Origin of the sequence: Streptomyces sp. CA-179760, assembly GCF_050937045.1 — a bacterium.
Lineage (GTDB): Bacteria > Actinomycetota > Actinomycetes > Streptomycetales > Streptomycetaceae > Streptomyces.
In genome coordinates this window covers 7,110,835-7,124,785 of the sequence record NZ_JBNJLZ010000001.1, presented here as the reverse complement: position 1 = coordinate 7,124,785, position 13,951 = coordinate 7,110,835, and the positions used below count along the sequence as shown (strand labels likewise).

Here is a 13,951-nt window from a genome sequence, read left to right as displayed (position 1 = left end):
TCGAGTGGCCGAGGGTGATCGGCTGTTTCGGGCCGATCACCCCGGCTCACGCGCCGCTGACGGTTTCCAGCCAGGCCGAGTCGATCTCGCCCTCGGCCACGATCACGGCCGGGCCGGTCATCTCGACCTCGCCGTCGGGCCGCTCGGTGATCTCCAGGGTGCCGCCGGGGACGTCCACGATGTACGTCGCCGGGGTGCCGGTGGCGGCCGGGTCGGCGCCGTCGCGGCGGGCGGCGGCCACGGCGACCGCGCACGCGCCCGTGCCGCACGAGCGGGTCTCGCCGGAACCCCGCTCGTGCACGCGCATCGCGACGTGCCCGGGGCCCCGGTCGATCACGAACTCGACGTTCACACCGTCCGGGTAGGCTGCGGCCGGGCTGAAGGGCGGCGGGGAGAGCAGATCGCCCGCGTGGGACAGATCCTCCACGAAGGCGACCGCGTGCGGGTTGCCCATGTTGACGTTCCGCGCGGGCCAGCTCCGCTCGCCGACGCTCACCGTGACGTCGCTTTCGGGGAGCAGCGCCCTGCCCATGCCCACGGTGACGTCACCGTCCTCGGCGATGTGCACGGCCTTCACGCCTCCGCGCGTGGCGACGGCGATGTCGCCTTCGGTCACATGCCCGGCGCGCTGGAGGTAGCGCGCGAACACCCGCACGCCGTTGCCGCACATCTCCGCGATCGAGCCGTCGCCGTTGCGGTAGTCCATGAACCACTCCGCCTGGGCCGCCAGGTGCCGGGCCTCGGGGTGCGCGGCGGAGCGCACCACATGCAGCAGTCCGTCACCGCCGATGCCCGCGCGGCGGTCGCACAGGGCGGCGACGGCGGCCGGGGGCAGGTCGATGGTGTTCTCGGGGTCCGGGACGATCACGAAGTCGTTCTCGGTGCCGTGGCCCTTGAGGAAGGCGATCCGCGTGCGCGTGCTCATTCCTCGATCGTACGGGGCGCTTCGCTGAGCGGACCGAGTACGGGGTGGTGAGGTCCCAGTACGGTCCGTCGCGGTGTGCGGGCCGGTCGTGGCTTGTCGCGCAGTTCCCCGCGCCCCTTTGGGGCGCGGCCCTCAGGGCATTGCTCTAGCGGAGCCTTGCTACTCGCCAGACGGCGAGGGTCACCACGACGGCGACGATCAGGGCGTACGCGAGGACGACGCGCCAGTCCGGTCTGCGGCCGGAGCCGCGGGGCGGGAGGCCCGGCCAGGTGTGGCCGACGCGACGGGCGGCCATCATGCCCCAGCCGGCGGCGCACGAGCAGATCAGCAGGCCGAGCATGGCGATGACGGCCCCGCTGTCGCCGAAGTCGAAGGCGAGCGGGAACGCGAACATCAAGGAGCCGAGTGCGGCCAGGCCCACGATGGGCGCGAGCTGCCAGATGCGCATCCGGCGCTGCGGGCGCAGCTCGACCTCGACCTCCTCCGCGAACATCTCGTCGGGCTCGGGGCCGTCGTCCGTCACACCCTGCGTCTCGTCGTCGGGCCCGTCGGAGCTGAGACGGTCCGTCTCCTGCTCGGATCCGTCCTGGTGCTCCGGTCCGTCCAGACGCTCCGATTCATCCCGGTCGGCGGTGATGTGATCGGTGCTGTGTGCGGTGTCGCGAGGGCCGGCCTCCATCGCCACGCGCCCTCCCAACTAGGACTCACTCGGTCGATCGAAGCTCGATGATGGCACGCCGCCGGAGACCCGGATGACGGCCTGGGCGTCCCGATGCCATGACGTGATCAGGCTGTAACCGGTCGTTCGACCAAGGACAGCGCGAGCTGCGGAAGTTCTGTGAGATCGGCCGCGGCCCCACTCAACCAGTGCACCCGCGGATCGCGCCTGAACCATGAATCCTGACGGCGCGCGAAGCGCTTGGTGGCACGCACGGTCTCGGCCCGCGCTTCCTCGATCGTGCACTCCCCGGCATCCGCCGCGAGGACCTGCTGGTAGCCGAGCGCGCGCGAGGCCGTACGCCCTTCTCGCAACCCTTGCGCCTCCAGTGCGCGCACCTCGTCCACGAGGCCGGCGTCCCACATCCGGTCGACCCGGCGTGCGATGCGCTCGTCCAACTCCGGGCGGGCCACGTCGACGCCGATCTGGAGGGTGTCGTAGACGGAGTCATGGCCGGGGAGGTTGGCGGTGAAGGGCTTGCCGGTGATCTCGATCACCTCGAGGGCCCGGACCACCCGGCGGCCGTTGCTCGCCAGGATCGCACGACCGGCCTCGGGGTCGGCGGCGGCCAGGCGGGCGTGCAGCGCGCCCGAGCCGCGCAGCGTGAGTTCCTCCTCCAGACGGGCGCGGACCTCGGGGTCGGTACCGGGGAACTCCATCTTGTCGACGGCCCCGCGCACATACAGTCCGGAGCCGCCGACCAGGACCGGCCAGCGGCCCTCCGCGAGCAGCGCCTCGATGCGCTCCCGGGCAAGGCGCTGGTACTCGGCGACGGACGCGGTGACGGTCACGTCCCAGATGTCCATGAGGTGGTGCGGGACGCCGCCGCGCTCCTCGGGCGTCAGCTTGGCGGTGCCGATGTCCATCCCTCGGTAGAGCTGCATGGAGTCGGCGTTGACGACCTCGCCACCGAGACGCTGGGCCAGGAAAACGCCCAGATCGGACTTTCCGGCCGCAGTTGGTCCGACGACGGCGATGACGCGGGGGGCGGTGGGTGCACTGCTCACCGACACAGTCTCGCAAACCTGGAGCCCCTCTCTCGAACGAGTTACGTGACGCCGCAGCTCCGGGGTCGTTGCCCGTTGCGAGGTTCCTGCCGCCGGATCACGGAGGCAGTGGCCCTGGTCGCGCAAACGGACGCACCGGGCAACGCGGGATTTCGCCCGCACGAGTAACGTATGGAGTGGATATGGGCGTTTTTGCACGACTTCTCCGGCGGTCGAAGGCCACGCCTGAGGCGCATGCCGCCGAGGCTCAGTCAGACACGGCGAAGGCCGGGCCCGAGGCGGAGGAGGCGGCCGAGGCCCCGGAGGCGAAGGGGGCCGACGGAGCCACGGAAGCGGCAGAGGCGAGTGCGGGGGCCCCCACCGAGGCAACCGAGGGCGAAGGCGTCGACATCCCCAAGCAGCAGTCCACCGACAAGGCGGCCGACAACGAGGCCGGCGAGGGCGCCCGTACGTGACCGCCCCGCGCCAGGGAAGGTGAAGCGATGGGTCTCCTGGACAACGTGAAGGCCAAGCTGGGCCCGGCCAAGGGCAAGGTCTCGGACCTCGCGCAGCGGCACGAGGGCAAGGTCCACCACGGTCTCGAGAAGGCCGCGCATGCCGTCGACAAGAGGACCAAGGGCAAGTACAGCGACAAGATCCAGTCGGGTACGGGCAAGGCCAAGGGTGCCGTGGAGCGACTCGCGCACAAGGGCGAGCACGGACCGGACGCGGCGGACACGACACCGCCGCGGGACGCAGGTGGTACGACGCCACCGCCGACCGCGGGCGGCACCACGCCGCCGGACGGACCACCGCCCACTTCCTGACGGGCACGGGAAACGGCGGACGGCCGCGGAGCACGAGGGCTCCCGGCCGTCCGCCGTTTCCCGTGCCCTGCTGTCCGGTCTACGACCAGGCGGCCACGAAATATCCCACGCCGTACGGCGCGTCCGCGTACAGCAGGGATCCGCCGAGGTCCGTGCCCTCGGCCGCACCCGCCAGGACCTGCCAGGGGGCCCGGCCGGACGCCTTCAGCTCGTGCGCCAGCCGTGTGTCCAGCGCCGTGAGGGCGGCCAGGTCCGCCATGCCGAGGGCTCGCCCGACTTCGGCGTCGAAGGGCGCCGCCCGTTCGTCCAGATAACCCGGGGCCTTGAGCGTCCGGCACGCACTGGCGTCCCCCATCACCAGCAGCGCGACCCGCTCGGCTCGTGCGGCGATGTCCCGTCCGGTCTCGGCGCACCTCTCGGGCGTGAGGGATTCCCCGACGCCGAGTCCCTCGACCGGGGCGTCGGACCACCCGGTCCGCTCCAGCAGCCAGGCGGCCACCGCCAGGGAGTACGGCAGCCGCTGTTCTCCCCGCGTGCCCTCGGCCGGTCCCAGCCGTACGTCGAGATCGACGCCGAAGCTCCGGAACGACCCCCGTGCCCCCTCCGGATAGGTCTCGGGCCCGGCGCTCCCCACCGGCCCGACGGCCACGAGCCGGTCGGGACGGGCGGCGGCGAGCACGCCCAGGGCGTCCGTGCAGGCGGCCCGCGCGGCGTCCAGCTCCGGTGCGGCGCCCGCGGCGACCTCGGGGACCAGAAGGGGCGGGCAGGGGCAGGCAGCGGCGGCGACAAGCATGATCGGCAGGGTAACCCCGGGAACCCTCGCGCGCGCATCCCGCACCCGGCGAACCGGCTGGGGCCCACCGCCGGACGGACCGGCTGCGGAAGCCGGGCAGGAGGCGACCCGCGACGCGAGACCGGGAAATCCCGGGCGGGGCCCGCCCGGCAGACCTCCGACCAGGGAACCCCGGGCAGGAACCCACCCACTACACCGGCCGGGAGACCCCCGGCCCGGACCCGCCCAGCAGGCCGGCGACCAGGCAACCCCGGGCAAGAGCCCGCCCGCCACACCAGCCGGGACCCCTCGGTGAGGACCCACCCGGCACCGCCGACCAGGCAGCCCCGGCAGGAACCCACCCCCGACACAGGCCGGCAGACCCCCGGCCCGGACCGCCCGGCAGATCTCCGACGAGGAGCCCCGGGGTAAGGGCCCGCCCGCCTCGCCGGCCAGGGCCGGGGAACCGCGTGGAGAGCCCGGTCAGTCCAAGCCGCAGCCGCTCGTCGCCGCGGGGAGCGGCTCGGGGACGCCGATCTTCGGCAGACCGAGCAGGACGCCGGCAGGCTGGGCCGGCTTGCCCGTCTTCTCGGCGTTGCGCTTCTCCCAGGCGTCGCCCGCGCGCGTGCGGCGCACGTCGAGCACGGGGCCCTCGGCGAGGAGGTGGTGCGGAGCGGCGTAGGTGATCTCGACCGTCACCACGTCACCCGGGCGGACCTCCTGGTCCGGCTTGGTGAAGTGGACGAGGCGGCTGTCGGGGGCGCGGCCGGACAGCCGGTGGGTGGTCTCGTCCTTGCGGCCCTCGCCCTCGGCGACCATCAGCTCCAGCGTGCGGCCGACCTGCTTCTTGTTCTCCTCCCAGGAGATCTCCTCCTGAAGGGCGACGAGACGCTCGTAGCGCTCCTGGACGACCTTCTTGGGGATCTGGCCGTCCATCTCGGCGGCCGGGGTGCCGGGCCGCTTGGAGTACTGGAACGTGAAGGCCTGGGCGAAGCGCGCCTCGCGCACCACGTGCAGCGTCTGCTCGAAGTCCTCCTCGGTCTCGCCGGGGAAGCCCACGATGATGTCGGTGCTGATCGCCGCGTGCGGGATGGAGGCGCGGACCTTCTCGATGATCCCCAGGAAGCGTTCCTGGCGGTAGGAGCGGCGCATGGCCTTCAGGACCGGGTCCGAGCCGGACTGGAGCGGCATGTGCAGCTGCGGCATCACGTTCGGCGTCTCGGCCATGGCGGCGATGACGTCGTCGGTGAAGTCGCGCGGGTGCGGGGACGTGAAGCGGACGCGCTCCAGGCCGTCGATCCTGCCGCAGGCGCGCAGCAGCTTGCTGAAAGCCTCGCGGTCGCCGATGTCGGAGCCGTACGCGTTGACGTTCTGGCCGAGCAGCGTGATCTCGGAGACGCCCTCGCCGACCAGGGCCTCGATCTCGGCGAGGATGTCGCCGGGTCGGCGGTCCTTCTCCTTGCCGCGCAGGGCCGGGACGATGCAGAAGGTGCAGGTGTTGTTGCACCCGACGGAGATCGACACCCATGCCGCATACGCGCTCTCGCGGCGCGTCGGCAGCGTCGAGGGGAACTCCTCCAGCGACTCGGCGATCTCGACCTGCGCCTCTTCCTGCACGCGGGCGCGCTCCAGCAGGACGGGCAGCTTGCCGATGTTGTGCGTGCCGAAGACGACGTCCACCCAGGGCGCCCGCTTCACGATGGTGTCGCGGTCCTTCTGCGCCAGACAGCCGCCGACCGCGATCTGCATGCCGGGGCGGCTCGCCTTCTTCGGCGCGAGGTGGCCCAGGTTGCCGTACAGCTTGTTGTCGGCGTTCTCCCGTACCGCACACGTGTTGAAGACGACGACGTCCGCCTCGCCGTCGGAGCCCTCGGGGGCGCGCACATAACCCGCGTCCTCCAGCAGACCGGACAATCGCTCGGAGTCGTGGACGTTCATCTGACATCCGTACGTGCGAACTTCGTATGTCCTGGATGTCTGCTCATCCACTGCCGGGCTCCGGTCGCTGCTGATGGTCATGGCTCAAGGGTAGGCGCTCCCGGGCGAGGGCCGTGTCCGGACCGGCTCAGGACGCCTGCAGCACCGAGGGGCCCTCCTCGGCGATGCGCTCGACGATCGCGGGCGGCAGGCGGTCGTCGGTCACGATGGTGTCGAGCCCGTTGAGAGGGGTCACGTTGAACCGCTCGACGATGCCCCACTTCGTACTGTCGGCGAGCAGGGCGACGGAGGTCGCCGCTCGCATCACGGTCTGCTTGAGCAGCACCTTGTCGGTCGAGGGACTGGTCACGCCGTGGGCCAGGTCCCAGGAGCCCGCGCTCAGGAAGCAGATGTCGATGTTCAGCGCCCCGATGGCGTGGGCGGCGAGCGGCCCGCTGCTCGATCCGCTCGACACGTCGATCTCGCCCCCGGTGTGAATGGCGCGGATCTCCGGAAGACCGCAGAGGGCGATCGCGGCGTGGAAGTCGTTGGTGACGACGGTGAGGTCCTTGCGGCCGGCCAGGAACGGGACGGTGGACTGGCAGGTCGTTCCCGCGTCGAGGAAGACCGCCATGCCGTCCTCGACGAGGCCCGCCGCGGTCTCGGCGATGGCCTGCTTGCGGGGAAGTTCCAGCTGGGCCCGGGACTCCCTCTCGCGGGGCGGGGCGTGGCCCGTCCAGTCCGCCAGTCTGACGCCGCCCTGGACCGACACCACCTGGCCGTTCTTCTCCAGGGCGGCGATGTCACGGCGCACCGTCATGTGGGAGACGTCCAGCCGCGTCATGAGCTCCCGGATGCTCAGCACGCCGGTGCTCCGCAGCAGGCGCAGGAGTTCCTGGTGCCGCTGTTCCGGAATCAGCGGTGCCCTGACCATCACGTCTCCTCCAGAACGGTACCGAGGGAGATCAGATTAACTTCCCGCCTCCGACCTAGTGACAATGTGTGAATCCATGTTCTAGCGTGTTCCGCCATGGTAACGAAGTTTCAGTCTCTTGACGCGATCGTCCGTACCGGAGCCCTGCTGATCGTCCGGCTGGACAGCGCGGAAGAGGCCCTGGCCGTGTCCGAGGCCGCGATCGAGGGCGGTGTGCGCGCACTGGAGATCACGCTCTCGGTGCCGGGCGCACTGGATGTCATATCGAAGCTGTCCGAGCGCTACGGCAAGGACGGCGTGGTCGTCGGCGCCGGGACGGTCCTGGACGAGCAGGCGGCCCACGCGTGCGTCTCGGCGGGGGCGAACCTGCTGGTGAGCCCCAATCTGAACCCGGCGATGATCGCGGCGGCCAACCGCTATCAGGCCGTCACGGTCAGCGGAGCCTTCACCCCGACGGAGATCGTCGACACGATGCAGGCGGGCGCAGACATCGTGAAGCTCTTCCCCGCCGAGTTCATGGGCCCCGAATACGTCCGGACCGTCAAGGCCCCCCTCCCCCAGGCACCGCTCATGCCCGCCGGCGGCGTCTCGCCCGACAACGTCAAGGCGTGGTTCGACGCCGGTGTCGTCGCGGTCGGCGTCGGCAGCTCCGTGACCAAGGCCGCCCGTCCCGACGGTGACTACCGACGCGTGACCGAAGCGGCCCGGACCGTCCTGCGGTCCATCGAAGACGCCCGGGCCTGACGCCCGGACACCCGACTCCGCCCACCCCCCACTCCTGACCCTTGCGGTGTCTCGTCCCCCTCCCCAACCCTTGCGGTGATCCCCCAGGAGCCCCCCATGTCCCAACCACTCTCCGATGCCCAGGTTCCCGAGAGAACTGACGCCGACGCCCCGCGGTCGATCAGGATCCGCTGGGTCCTGGTCGCCCTTCTGGTCATCGGCGGCGTCGTCAACTACCTCGACCGCTCCAACCTGAGCGTCGCGAACACGACCGTCGCCAGGGAGTTCGACCTCAGTTCCACCCAGATGGGACTCCTGCTCGCGGCGTTCGCCTGGCCCTACGCGCTGGCCAACCTCCCGGCCGGCTATCTCGTGGACCGCTTCGGGCCCAAGCGCATGTACGCCTGGGCGGCCGCGCTGTGGTCACTGGTGTCGATGCTCTCCGCGACCGCGAGTTCGTACGGCTTCATGTACGCGGCCCGGGTGGCTCTCGGTGTCGCCGAGGCCCCCTTCTTCACCGCGAGCCTGAAGGTCAACCAGAGGTGGTTCGCCCAGCACGAGCGCGCGCTGCCGATCTCGATCGTCAACACGGGCTCGCAGATAGCCAACGCGATCGCCCCGCCGCTGCTCACCACACTGATGCTGCTGCTCGGGTGGCGCGGCATGTTCGTCGCCATCGGCGCGCTGGGCGTGGTGCTCGTGCTCGTGTGGCTGCGTGTCTACCGTGACCCGACGGTGCGCGAGCAGGCGGCCGTCCTGGGCGAAGAGTCCGCGCCCCCGGCGCCCGAGGCCGAGGCCGAGGCGAAGGCCGGGTGGGGACAGCTGTTCCGGCAGCGGAACACGTACTTCATGATCCTCGGCGCCTTCGGCATCTTCTACACGGTGTGGGTGTACCTCACCTGGCTGCCCAGCTACCTGGAGACCTCCCGCGGCTTCAGCCTCACCGCGACCGGCTGGCTGGCGTCCCTGCCGTTCCTGTGCGGTATCGCGGGCGTACTCTTCGGCGGCTTCCTCTCCGGGCGCCTGATCAGCCGCGGGGTCTCCGCCGTCACCTCGCGCAAGATCCCGATCGCCGGCGGCGCGGCCCTGGCGGCCGCCGCCGTGCTGCCCGTGGCCTACGTCGAGAGCACCCCGCTCGCGATGGTGCTGCTGTCGGTGGGCTACTTCGCCGCGCAGGTGCCGATCGGCTGTCTGTGGACCCTGGCGTCCGACGTCGCGGAGCCGCACCAGGTGGCCTCGCTGGGTGCCATCCAGAACTTCGGCGGTTTCCTCGGCGCGACGCTGGCTCCGATCGTCACCGGGAGCATCCTGGATGCCACCGGAGGCAGCTACAACCTCGTCTTCCTGGTCGGCGGGGTGCTGCTGCTGGTCGGCGGTTCCTCGTACCTGTTCTTCGTCAAGGACCGCAGGGCCCCCAAGGAGAGCCTCACATGACCGTTCCACGGGCCTACTTCGTGATCGGGCCGGCCGGGTCGGGAAAGAGCACCGTGGCCCGGCTGCTCGCCCGGCTGACCGGGGCGGCCTGCATCGACAAGGACACCGCCTGCACCCGCTTCACGGAGGCGCTCCTGGAACTCGCAGGAACGGACCCCTCCGAGCGGGACCTCAACCCGTACTACCAGTCGGCGGTGATGGACCTGGAGTACCTGACCATCCTGGACCTGGCGCGAGACAACCTCGCCGTGGGCCGGCCGGTGGTCCTGGACGCCCCGTTCGGCCGGTACTTCTCCCGCCCCGGCTATCTGGCCGAGGTGGCCGAGCGCCACTCCTGGCCCCGCCACGCCGAACCGGTGGTGGTGCGGGTCGAGACCGACTCCGGCACCGCCCGGGCCCGCGTCCGTGCCCGCGGCTGCGCACGGGACCTGTCCAAGCTCGCGGACTGGGACGCCTTCTGGCAGAAGTCCCAGGACAACGAGTGCAGGTGGTCGAGCCGTCACAGCCTGGTGTTCGACAACCGGGCCGACGGTGTCACTCCGGAGGCGGTCGCTCGTGCGCTGGGCGGACTCGCCGACGACGACGTGAGGGCGCCCGGGCTCACGGCTCGATGAGCCCGGCCCGGATCGCGTACCGGGTCAACTCCAGGCGGTCGCGCATACCGAGCTTCTGGAGGAGGTTGGCGCGGTGACGTTCGACCGTCTTGGCGCTGATGAAGAGGAGTTCGCCGATCTCCTTCGAGGTGTGGCCCTCGGCGACCAGCTTGAGGATCTCCTCCTCGCGCTCGGTGACGGCCCGTTCCGGCAGGCCGTCGCCTTGGTGCAGCCGCTCCAGGTAGGAGCGGACCAGGGCCCGCTCGGCGCCCGGGTAGATGAACGGCTCGTCGCGCACGGCCGCCCGGCAGGCCTCGACCAGGTCGCGGTCGGCGACGGACTTGAGGACGTAGCCGCTGGCTCCGGCCCTGAGCGCCTCGAAGAAGTACTCCTCGTTGTCGTACATCGTCAGGATCAGGATGTGCAGGTCGGGCAGCCGGCGGGAGAGTTCGCGGGCCGCCTGGAGGCCGGTCATGCGGGGCATGGCGACATCGAGGACGGCCAGGTCCACGGCGGTGTCCCGGGCCCGGGCGACGGCCTCGGCCCCGTCTCCGGCCTCGGCCACGACCGTCAGGTCCGGCTCCCCGTCGAGGATGAGGCGCACTCCCCGGCGTACGAGGGTGTGATCGTCGGCGAGCAGGACACGGATCGGAGTGGGGGCGGCGATGGGGGCGGGCATCAGGGGGCTCCTCGGCCTGACGGGTGGGGACACATCAGCGGGCGCCTCGGCCCGGCCGGTGGGGACACATCAGGGGGCTCCTTCCGTCATGGGCACGCGCAGGCGTACGTCGGTGCCCCGGCCGGGGGCCGGTTCGACGGTGAGGGCGGCGCCGATCAGGAGTGCGCGTTCGCGCATGCCCGTGATGCCGGCGCCCTCCGGGGCGTCGCCGACGCCCGTGCCGTTGTCGCGTACGAGAAGTTCGACGCCGCCGGGGACCTGCTGGAGGCGGAGTTCGGCGCGGTCGGCGGTGGCATGCCGGGCGGTGTTGGTCAGGCCTTCCTGGGCCACCCGGTAGACGACGAGTTCCGCTTCCGGGCTCAGGGCGGGGAGGTCGCCGGTGACATGGTGGCGCACGGTCAGCCCATGGGCCGTGAACTCGGAGGCGAGCGAGCGCAGGGCGCTGGCCAGCCCGAGCTCCTCCAGGACACCGGGGCGCAGCCGGCGGGCGATGCGGCGGATCTCGTCCAGACCGGCCCGGGTCGCCTCCTGCGCCTGGCCCACCTCCTCGCGCAGCTCCTCGGGCGCCCGGTCGGCGACGCGTTTGAGCTGGAGCAGGACGGCGGTCAGGGTCTGCCCGACCTCGTCGTGGAGTTCGCGGGCGATCCGGTGCCGTTCGCTCTCCTGCGCGGACAGGGCCCGGGCAGCGCCCGCGGCCCGCTCGGCCTCCAGCCGGTCGAGCATGGTGTTGTACGTCGTGATCAGCGCGGCCGTCTCCGCCGGTCCGGCGACCACCGGGCGGGTTCCCGGACGCAGCAGGTCGGCGGTGGCCATGGCCCTGCCGAGCCGTTGCAGGGGCGCGAGTCCGAAGCGCAGCACCAGCGCGTTGCCCGCCAGCAGCATCACCAGGCCGCCGAGCAGGACGAGTGCCTCGCCCGCCAGGACGGGGGTGGACACGGTGACCGGCCCGAGCAGCAACGCCGTGGCCACGACCAGGCCCGCGGCGTTGAGCGAGAAGATCCGCCAGAACAACGACACGTTCCTGGATCCGCCCCTTCCGGCCTTCGCGTACGGCACCTCCCTCTCCACCCTTTCCGGCGACCGGCCGCTGTGTATATCCGTCACAACACCCATGTCGTCACCGTACGGCCGGATGGCAGCATGCGGACTTGACTCGTCCGTTGATCGACACCGACACGGCACGACCTACAAGACAAACAAACCAAACAAGACGCAAAAGGGGAAGAAACGTGTCAGCTCCGCGCCTGAGGGCGACGCCGCTGCCGGGTATCGGGGTCCAGTACGACCTGGAGACCCGGGAACACCGCCATCTGTCGGTGGTGGCGCACCGCGACGGCACGCGCACGGTGAACGTGTACCGGGCCGACGATCCCGATTCCTGCGCGCATTCGCTGCGGCTGACCAGCTCGGAGGCGGGTTCGCTGATCGACGCGCTGAAGCCGTCCCACCACAGCCCGAGCCTGCTGTACACCACGGACCTGGGGCTGGTGGCCGAGCGGATCGAGGTGGCCGCGACCTCGCGCTGGAACGGGCGGGTGCTGGGCGACATGAAGATGCGGACGGAGACCGGCGCGTCGGTCGTGGCGGTGCTGCGCCGGGCCGAGGCCATTCCGTCGCCCACGCCGGACTTCCGGCTGGCGGGCGGTGACACGCTGATCGTCGTCGGGACCCGTGAGGGCGTCGACGCCGCCGCGACGATACTCGGGCGGGAGTGAGCCTGTGCACTCCGCGGTCCTGCTCATCGAGTTCGGTTCCATCATCCTCGGCCTCGGCCTGCTCGGCCGGTTCGCCGCCCGCTTCCGGCTCTCGCCGATACCGCTGTACCTCCTGGCCGGACTGGCCTTCGGCGAAGGCGGGCTGCTGCCGCTGGGCGCGAGCGAGGAGTTCGTCGCCACGGGCGCCGAGATCGGCGTCATCCTGCTCCTGCTGATGCTGGGGCTGGAGTACACGGCGAGCGATCTCGTCTCCAACCTCAAGACGCACTATCCGTCCGGTCTGGTCGACTGCGCGCTCAACGCGCTGCCGGGAGCGGCGGTGGCGCTGCTGCTCGGCTGGGGGCCGGTGGCCGCCGTCGTCCTGGCCGGTGTCACCTGGATCTCGTCGTCCGGCGTGATCGCGAAGGTGCTCGGCGATCTGGGCCGGGTCGGCAACCGGGAGACACCTGTCATCCTCAGCGTGCTGGTGCTCGAGGATCTGGCGATGGCCGTGTACCTGCCCATCGTCACGGCACTGGTCGCGGGAGTCGGGCTGATGGCAGGCAGTGTGACCCTGGCGATCGCGCTGGGCGCGGCCGGGCTCGTGCTGTTCCTGGCCCTGCGCTACGGCCGGGTCATCTCGCGGTTCGTCTCCAGCGACGACCCGGAGAAGCTGCTGCTGGTGGTGCTGGGCCTGACGATCCTGGTCGCCGGTGTCGCGCAGCAGCTCCAGGTGTCGGCGGCGGTGGGCGCCTTCCTGGTGGGCATCGCGCTGTCGGGCGAGGTGGCGGAGGGTGCGCACACCCTCCTCAGCCCCCTGCGGGACCTGTTCGCGGCGGTCTTCTTCGTCTTCTTCGGACTGCACACCAACCCGTCCAGCATCCCGCCCGTCCTGCTGCCCGCCCTCGCGCTGGCCGTCGTCACGGCGCTGACGAAGATCGCCACCGGGTACTGGGCGGCCCGGCGGGCCGGGATCTCCGTCAAGGGCCGCTGGCGAGCCGGCGGTGCGCTGGTGGCACGCGGGGAGTTCTCGATCGTCATCGCGGGCCTGGCGGTCGCGGCCGGCATCGAACCGTCCCTCGGCCCCCTGGCCACGGCCTACGTCCTCATCCTGGTCGTCCTGGGCCCCCTCACCGCGCGCTACACGGAGCCGGTGGCGATGTGGTGGAGCGGACGCCGCGAGGCCCGTCGGGAAACCCCGGCGCCCGCGCCCCGGAAGGCCGAGGCGGAGGCGCCGGTGAGCGACTGAGGAGGGGACGCCGGTGGGCGACTGAGGAGGGCGTGGGCCGGCCCCCGGGGTTCCCGGGGGCTGGGGCCCTGGCCCTGGGAGCGTCAGTCGCCCCCGCCCGAAGCCCACCCCTGCCTCCGCAGCACCCCCGGCACATCCGGTGCCTCGTAGTGCTCGCCCTTGAGGACCTTGCCGTCCTCGCGTCGCGAGACCGAGCCATCGGGGCCGATCTTGGTCATGTTGGAGCGGTGGATCTCGGTCAGTACCGCGTCGAGGTCGATGCCGTGGACGAGGGCGGTGCCGTACGCGACGTAGACGACGTCCGCCAGTTCGTGGGCGAGTTTGTCGAGCGGGCCCCGGACCGACACCTCGGCGACCTCCGCGGCCTCCTCCGCGAGGAGTTCGCCGCGGTGGGCGGCGAGTCCGGGGGAGATCTCCGTCGGGGTACTGCGGGCGTCCAGGCCGAAGGCGAGGTGGAATTCGCGGACCAGGTCAGCGGGCGAGGAGCTCATGGGGACGAC

The 13,951-nt window shown here is 71.4% G+C and carries 16 protein-coding genes; 7 read left to right on the top strand and 9 right to left on the bottom strand.

Annotated features, from left to right (window positions below; all coding sequences use genetic code 11):
• Positions 1 to 46: 46 nt before the first annotated feature.
• The 3 genes from dapF to miaA form a co-directional block, all read right to left on the bottom strand.
• Positions 47 to 925, bottom strand: a complete 879-nt coding sequence (gene dapF / locus ACQEV8_RS32500; RefSeq protein ID WP_432967249.1) for a diaminopimelate epimerase — start codon at positions 923 to 925, stop codon at positions 47 to 49.
• 145 nt (positions 926 to 1,070) lie between these two features.
• Positions 1,071 to 1,604 (bottom strand): hypothetical protein, encoded by a 534-nt coding sequence (locus ACQEV8_RS32495; RefSeq protein WP_432973159.1) that lies wholly within the window; start codon positions 1,602 to 1,604, stop codon positions 1,071 to 1,073.
• Between the two features lie 107 nt (positions 1,605 to 1,711).
• On the bottom strand, positions 1,712 to 2,650 hold the full coding sequence (gene miaA / locus ACQEV8_RS32490) for a tRNA (adenosine(37)-N6)-dimethylallyltransferase MiaA (RefSeq protein WP_432967247.1): 939 nt from the start codon (positions 2,648 to 2,650) through the stop codon (positions 1,712 to 1,714).
• 182 nt (positions 2,651 to 2,832) lie between these two features.
• Here miaA and ACQEV8_RS32485 point away from each other — a divergent pair, with 182 nt between their 5' ends.
• Positions 2,833 to 3,105, top strand: a complete 273-nt coding sequence (locus tag ACQEV8_RS32485) for a hypothetical protein (protein ID WP_432967245.1) — start codon at positions 2,833 to 2,835, stop codon at positions 3,103 to 3,105.
• Positions 3,106 to 3,132: 27 nt separating this feature from the next.
• On the top strand, positions 3,133 to 3,456 hold the full coding sequence (locus ACQEV8_RS32480; RefSeq protein ID WP_432967243.1) for an antitoxin: 324 nt from the start codon (positions 3,133 to 3,135) through the stop codon (positions 3,454 to 3,456).
• A 79-nt stretch (positions 3,457 to 3,535) separates the two neighbouring features.
• On the opposite strand, the gene ACQEV8_RS32475 is transcribed toward ACQEV8_RS32480, so the two are convergent.
• The 3 genes from ACQEV8_RS32475 to ACQEV8_RS32465 all read right to left on the bottom strand — a co-directional run bounded on the left by ACQEV8_RS32475 (position 3,536) and on the right by ACQEV8_RS32465 (position 7,079).
• Positions 3,536 to 4,249 carry a class III extradiol dioxygenase subunit B-like domain-containing protein gene (locus tag ACQEV8_RS32475; protein WP_432967241.1) on the bottom strand — a complete coding sequence of 238 codons (714 nt, stop codon included), beginning with the start codon at positions 4,247 to 4,249 and terminating at the stop codon, positions 3,536 to 3,538.
• A 462-nt stretch (positions 4,250 to 4,711) separates the two neighbouring features.
• Entirely contained in the window at positions 4,712 to 6,247 is a 1,536-nt protein-coding gene (gene miaB, locus ACQEV8_RS32470; RefSeq protein WP_432967239.1) for a tRNA (N6-isopentenyl adenosine(37)-C2)-methylthiotransferase MiaB, read from the bottom strand.
• Positions 6,248 to 6,293: 46 nt separating this feature from the next.
• Positions 6,294 to 7,079: a DeoR/GlpR family DNA-binding transcription regulator gene (locus ACQEV8_RS32465; RefSeq protein ID WP_432967237.1), complete on the bottom strand. Its 786-nt coding sequence runs from the start codon at positions 7,077 to 7,079 to the stop codon at positions 6,294 to 6,296.
• Positions 7,080 to 7,175: 96 nt separating this feature from the next.
• On the opposite strand from ACQEV8_RS32465, the gene ACQEV8_RS32460 reads away from it, so the two are divergent.
• The 3 genes from ACQEV8_RS32460 (at position 7,176) to ACQEV8_RS32450 (ending at position 9,850) form a co-directional block, all read left to right on the top strand.
• On the top strand, positions 7,176 to 7,823 hold the full coding sequence (locus ACQEV8_RS32460; protein WP_432967235.1) for a bifunctional 4-hydroxy-2-oxoglutarate aldolase/2-dehydro-3-deoxy-phosphogluconate aldolase: 648 nt from the start codon (positions 7,176 to 7,178) through the stop codon (positions 7,821 to 7,823).
• 96 nt (positions 7,824 to 7,919) lie between these two features.
• Complete coding sequence (locus ACQEV8_RS32455) at positions 7,920 to 9,236, top strand: MFS transporter (RefSeq protein WP_432967233.1); 1,317 nt, start codon at positions 7,920 to 7,922, stop codon at positions 9,234 to 9,236.
• Positions 9,233 to 9,850: an AAA family ATPase gene (locus ACQEV8_RS32450; RefSeq protein WP_432967231.1), complete on the top strand. Its 618-nt coding sequence runs from the start codon at positions 9,233 to 9,235 to the stop codon at positions 9,848 to 9,850. The genes ACQEV8_RS32455 and ACQEV8_RS32450 overlap by 4 nt, the downstream gene beginning before the upstream one ends.
• Here ACQEV8_RS32450 and ACQEV8_RS32445 read toward each other — a convergent pair.
• Positions 9,837 to 10,508 carry a response regulator gene (locus ACQEV8_RS32445; protein WP_432967229.1) on the bottom strand — a complete coding sequence of 224 codons (672 nt, stop codon included), beginning with the start codon at positions 10,506 to 10,508 and terminating at the stop codon, positions 9,837 to 9,839. The genes ACQEV8_RS32450 and ACQEV8_RS32445 overlap by 14 nt on opposite strands.
• A 69-nt stretch (positions 10,509 to 10,577) precedes the next feature.
• Positions 10,578 to 11,621, bottom strand: coding sequence for a sensor histidine kinase (locus ACQEV8_RS32440; protein WP_432967227.1), 1,044 nt, complete (start codon positions 11,619 to 11,621; stop codon positions 10,578 to 10,580).
• A 116-nt stretch (positions 11,622 to 11,737) separates the two neighbouring features.
• Between ACQEV8_RS32440 and ACQEV8_RS32435 the strand changes: the two genes are divergently transcribed.
• Positions 11,738 to 12,223 carry a cation:proton antiporter regulatory subunit gene (locus tag ACQEV8_RS32435; protein ID WP_432967225.1) on the top strand — a complete coding sequence of 162 codons (486 nt, stop codon included), beginning with the start codon at positions 11,738 to 11,740 and terminating at the stop codon, positions 12,221 to 12,223.
• A 4-nt stretch (positions 12,224 to 12,227) separates the two neighbouring features.
• Complete coding sequence (locus tag ACQEV8_RS32430) at positions 12,228 to 13,451, top strand: cation:proton antiporter (protein ID WP_432967223.1); 1,224 nt, start codon at positions 12,228 to 12,230, stop codon at positions 13,449 to 13,451.
• 83 nt (positions 13,452 to 13,534) lie between these two features.
• Here the strand turns inward: ACQEV8_RS32430 and ACQEV8_RS32425 are convergent, their stop codons facing one another.
• Positions 13,535 to 13,942, bottom strand: coding sequence for a MazG nucleotide pyrophosphohydrolase domain-containing protein (locus tag ACQEV8_RS32425; protein WP_432967221.1), 408 nt, complete (start codon positions 13,940 to 13,942; stop codon positions 13,535 to 13,537).
• Positions 13,943 to 13,951: the final 9 nt, after the last annotated feature.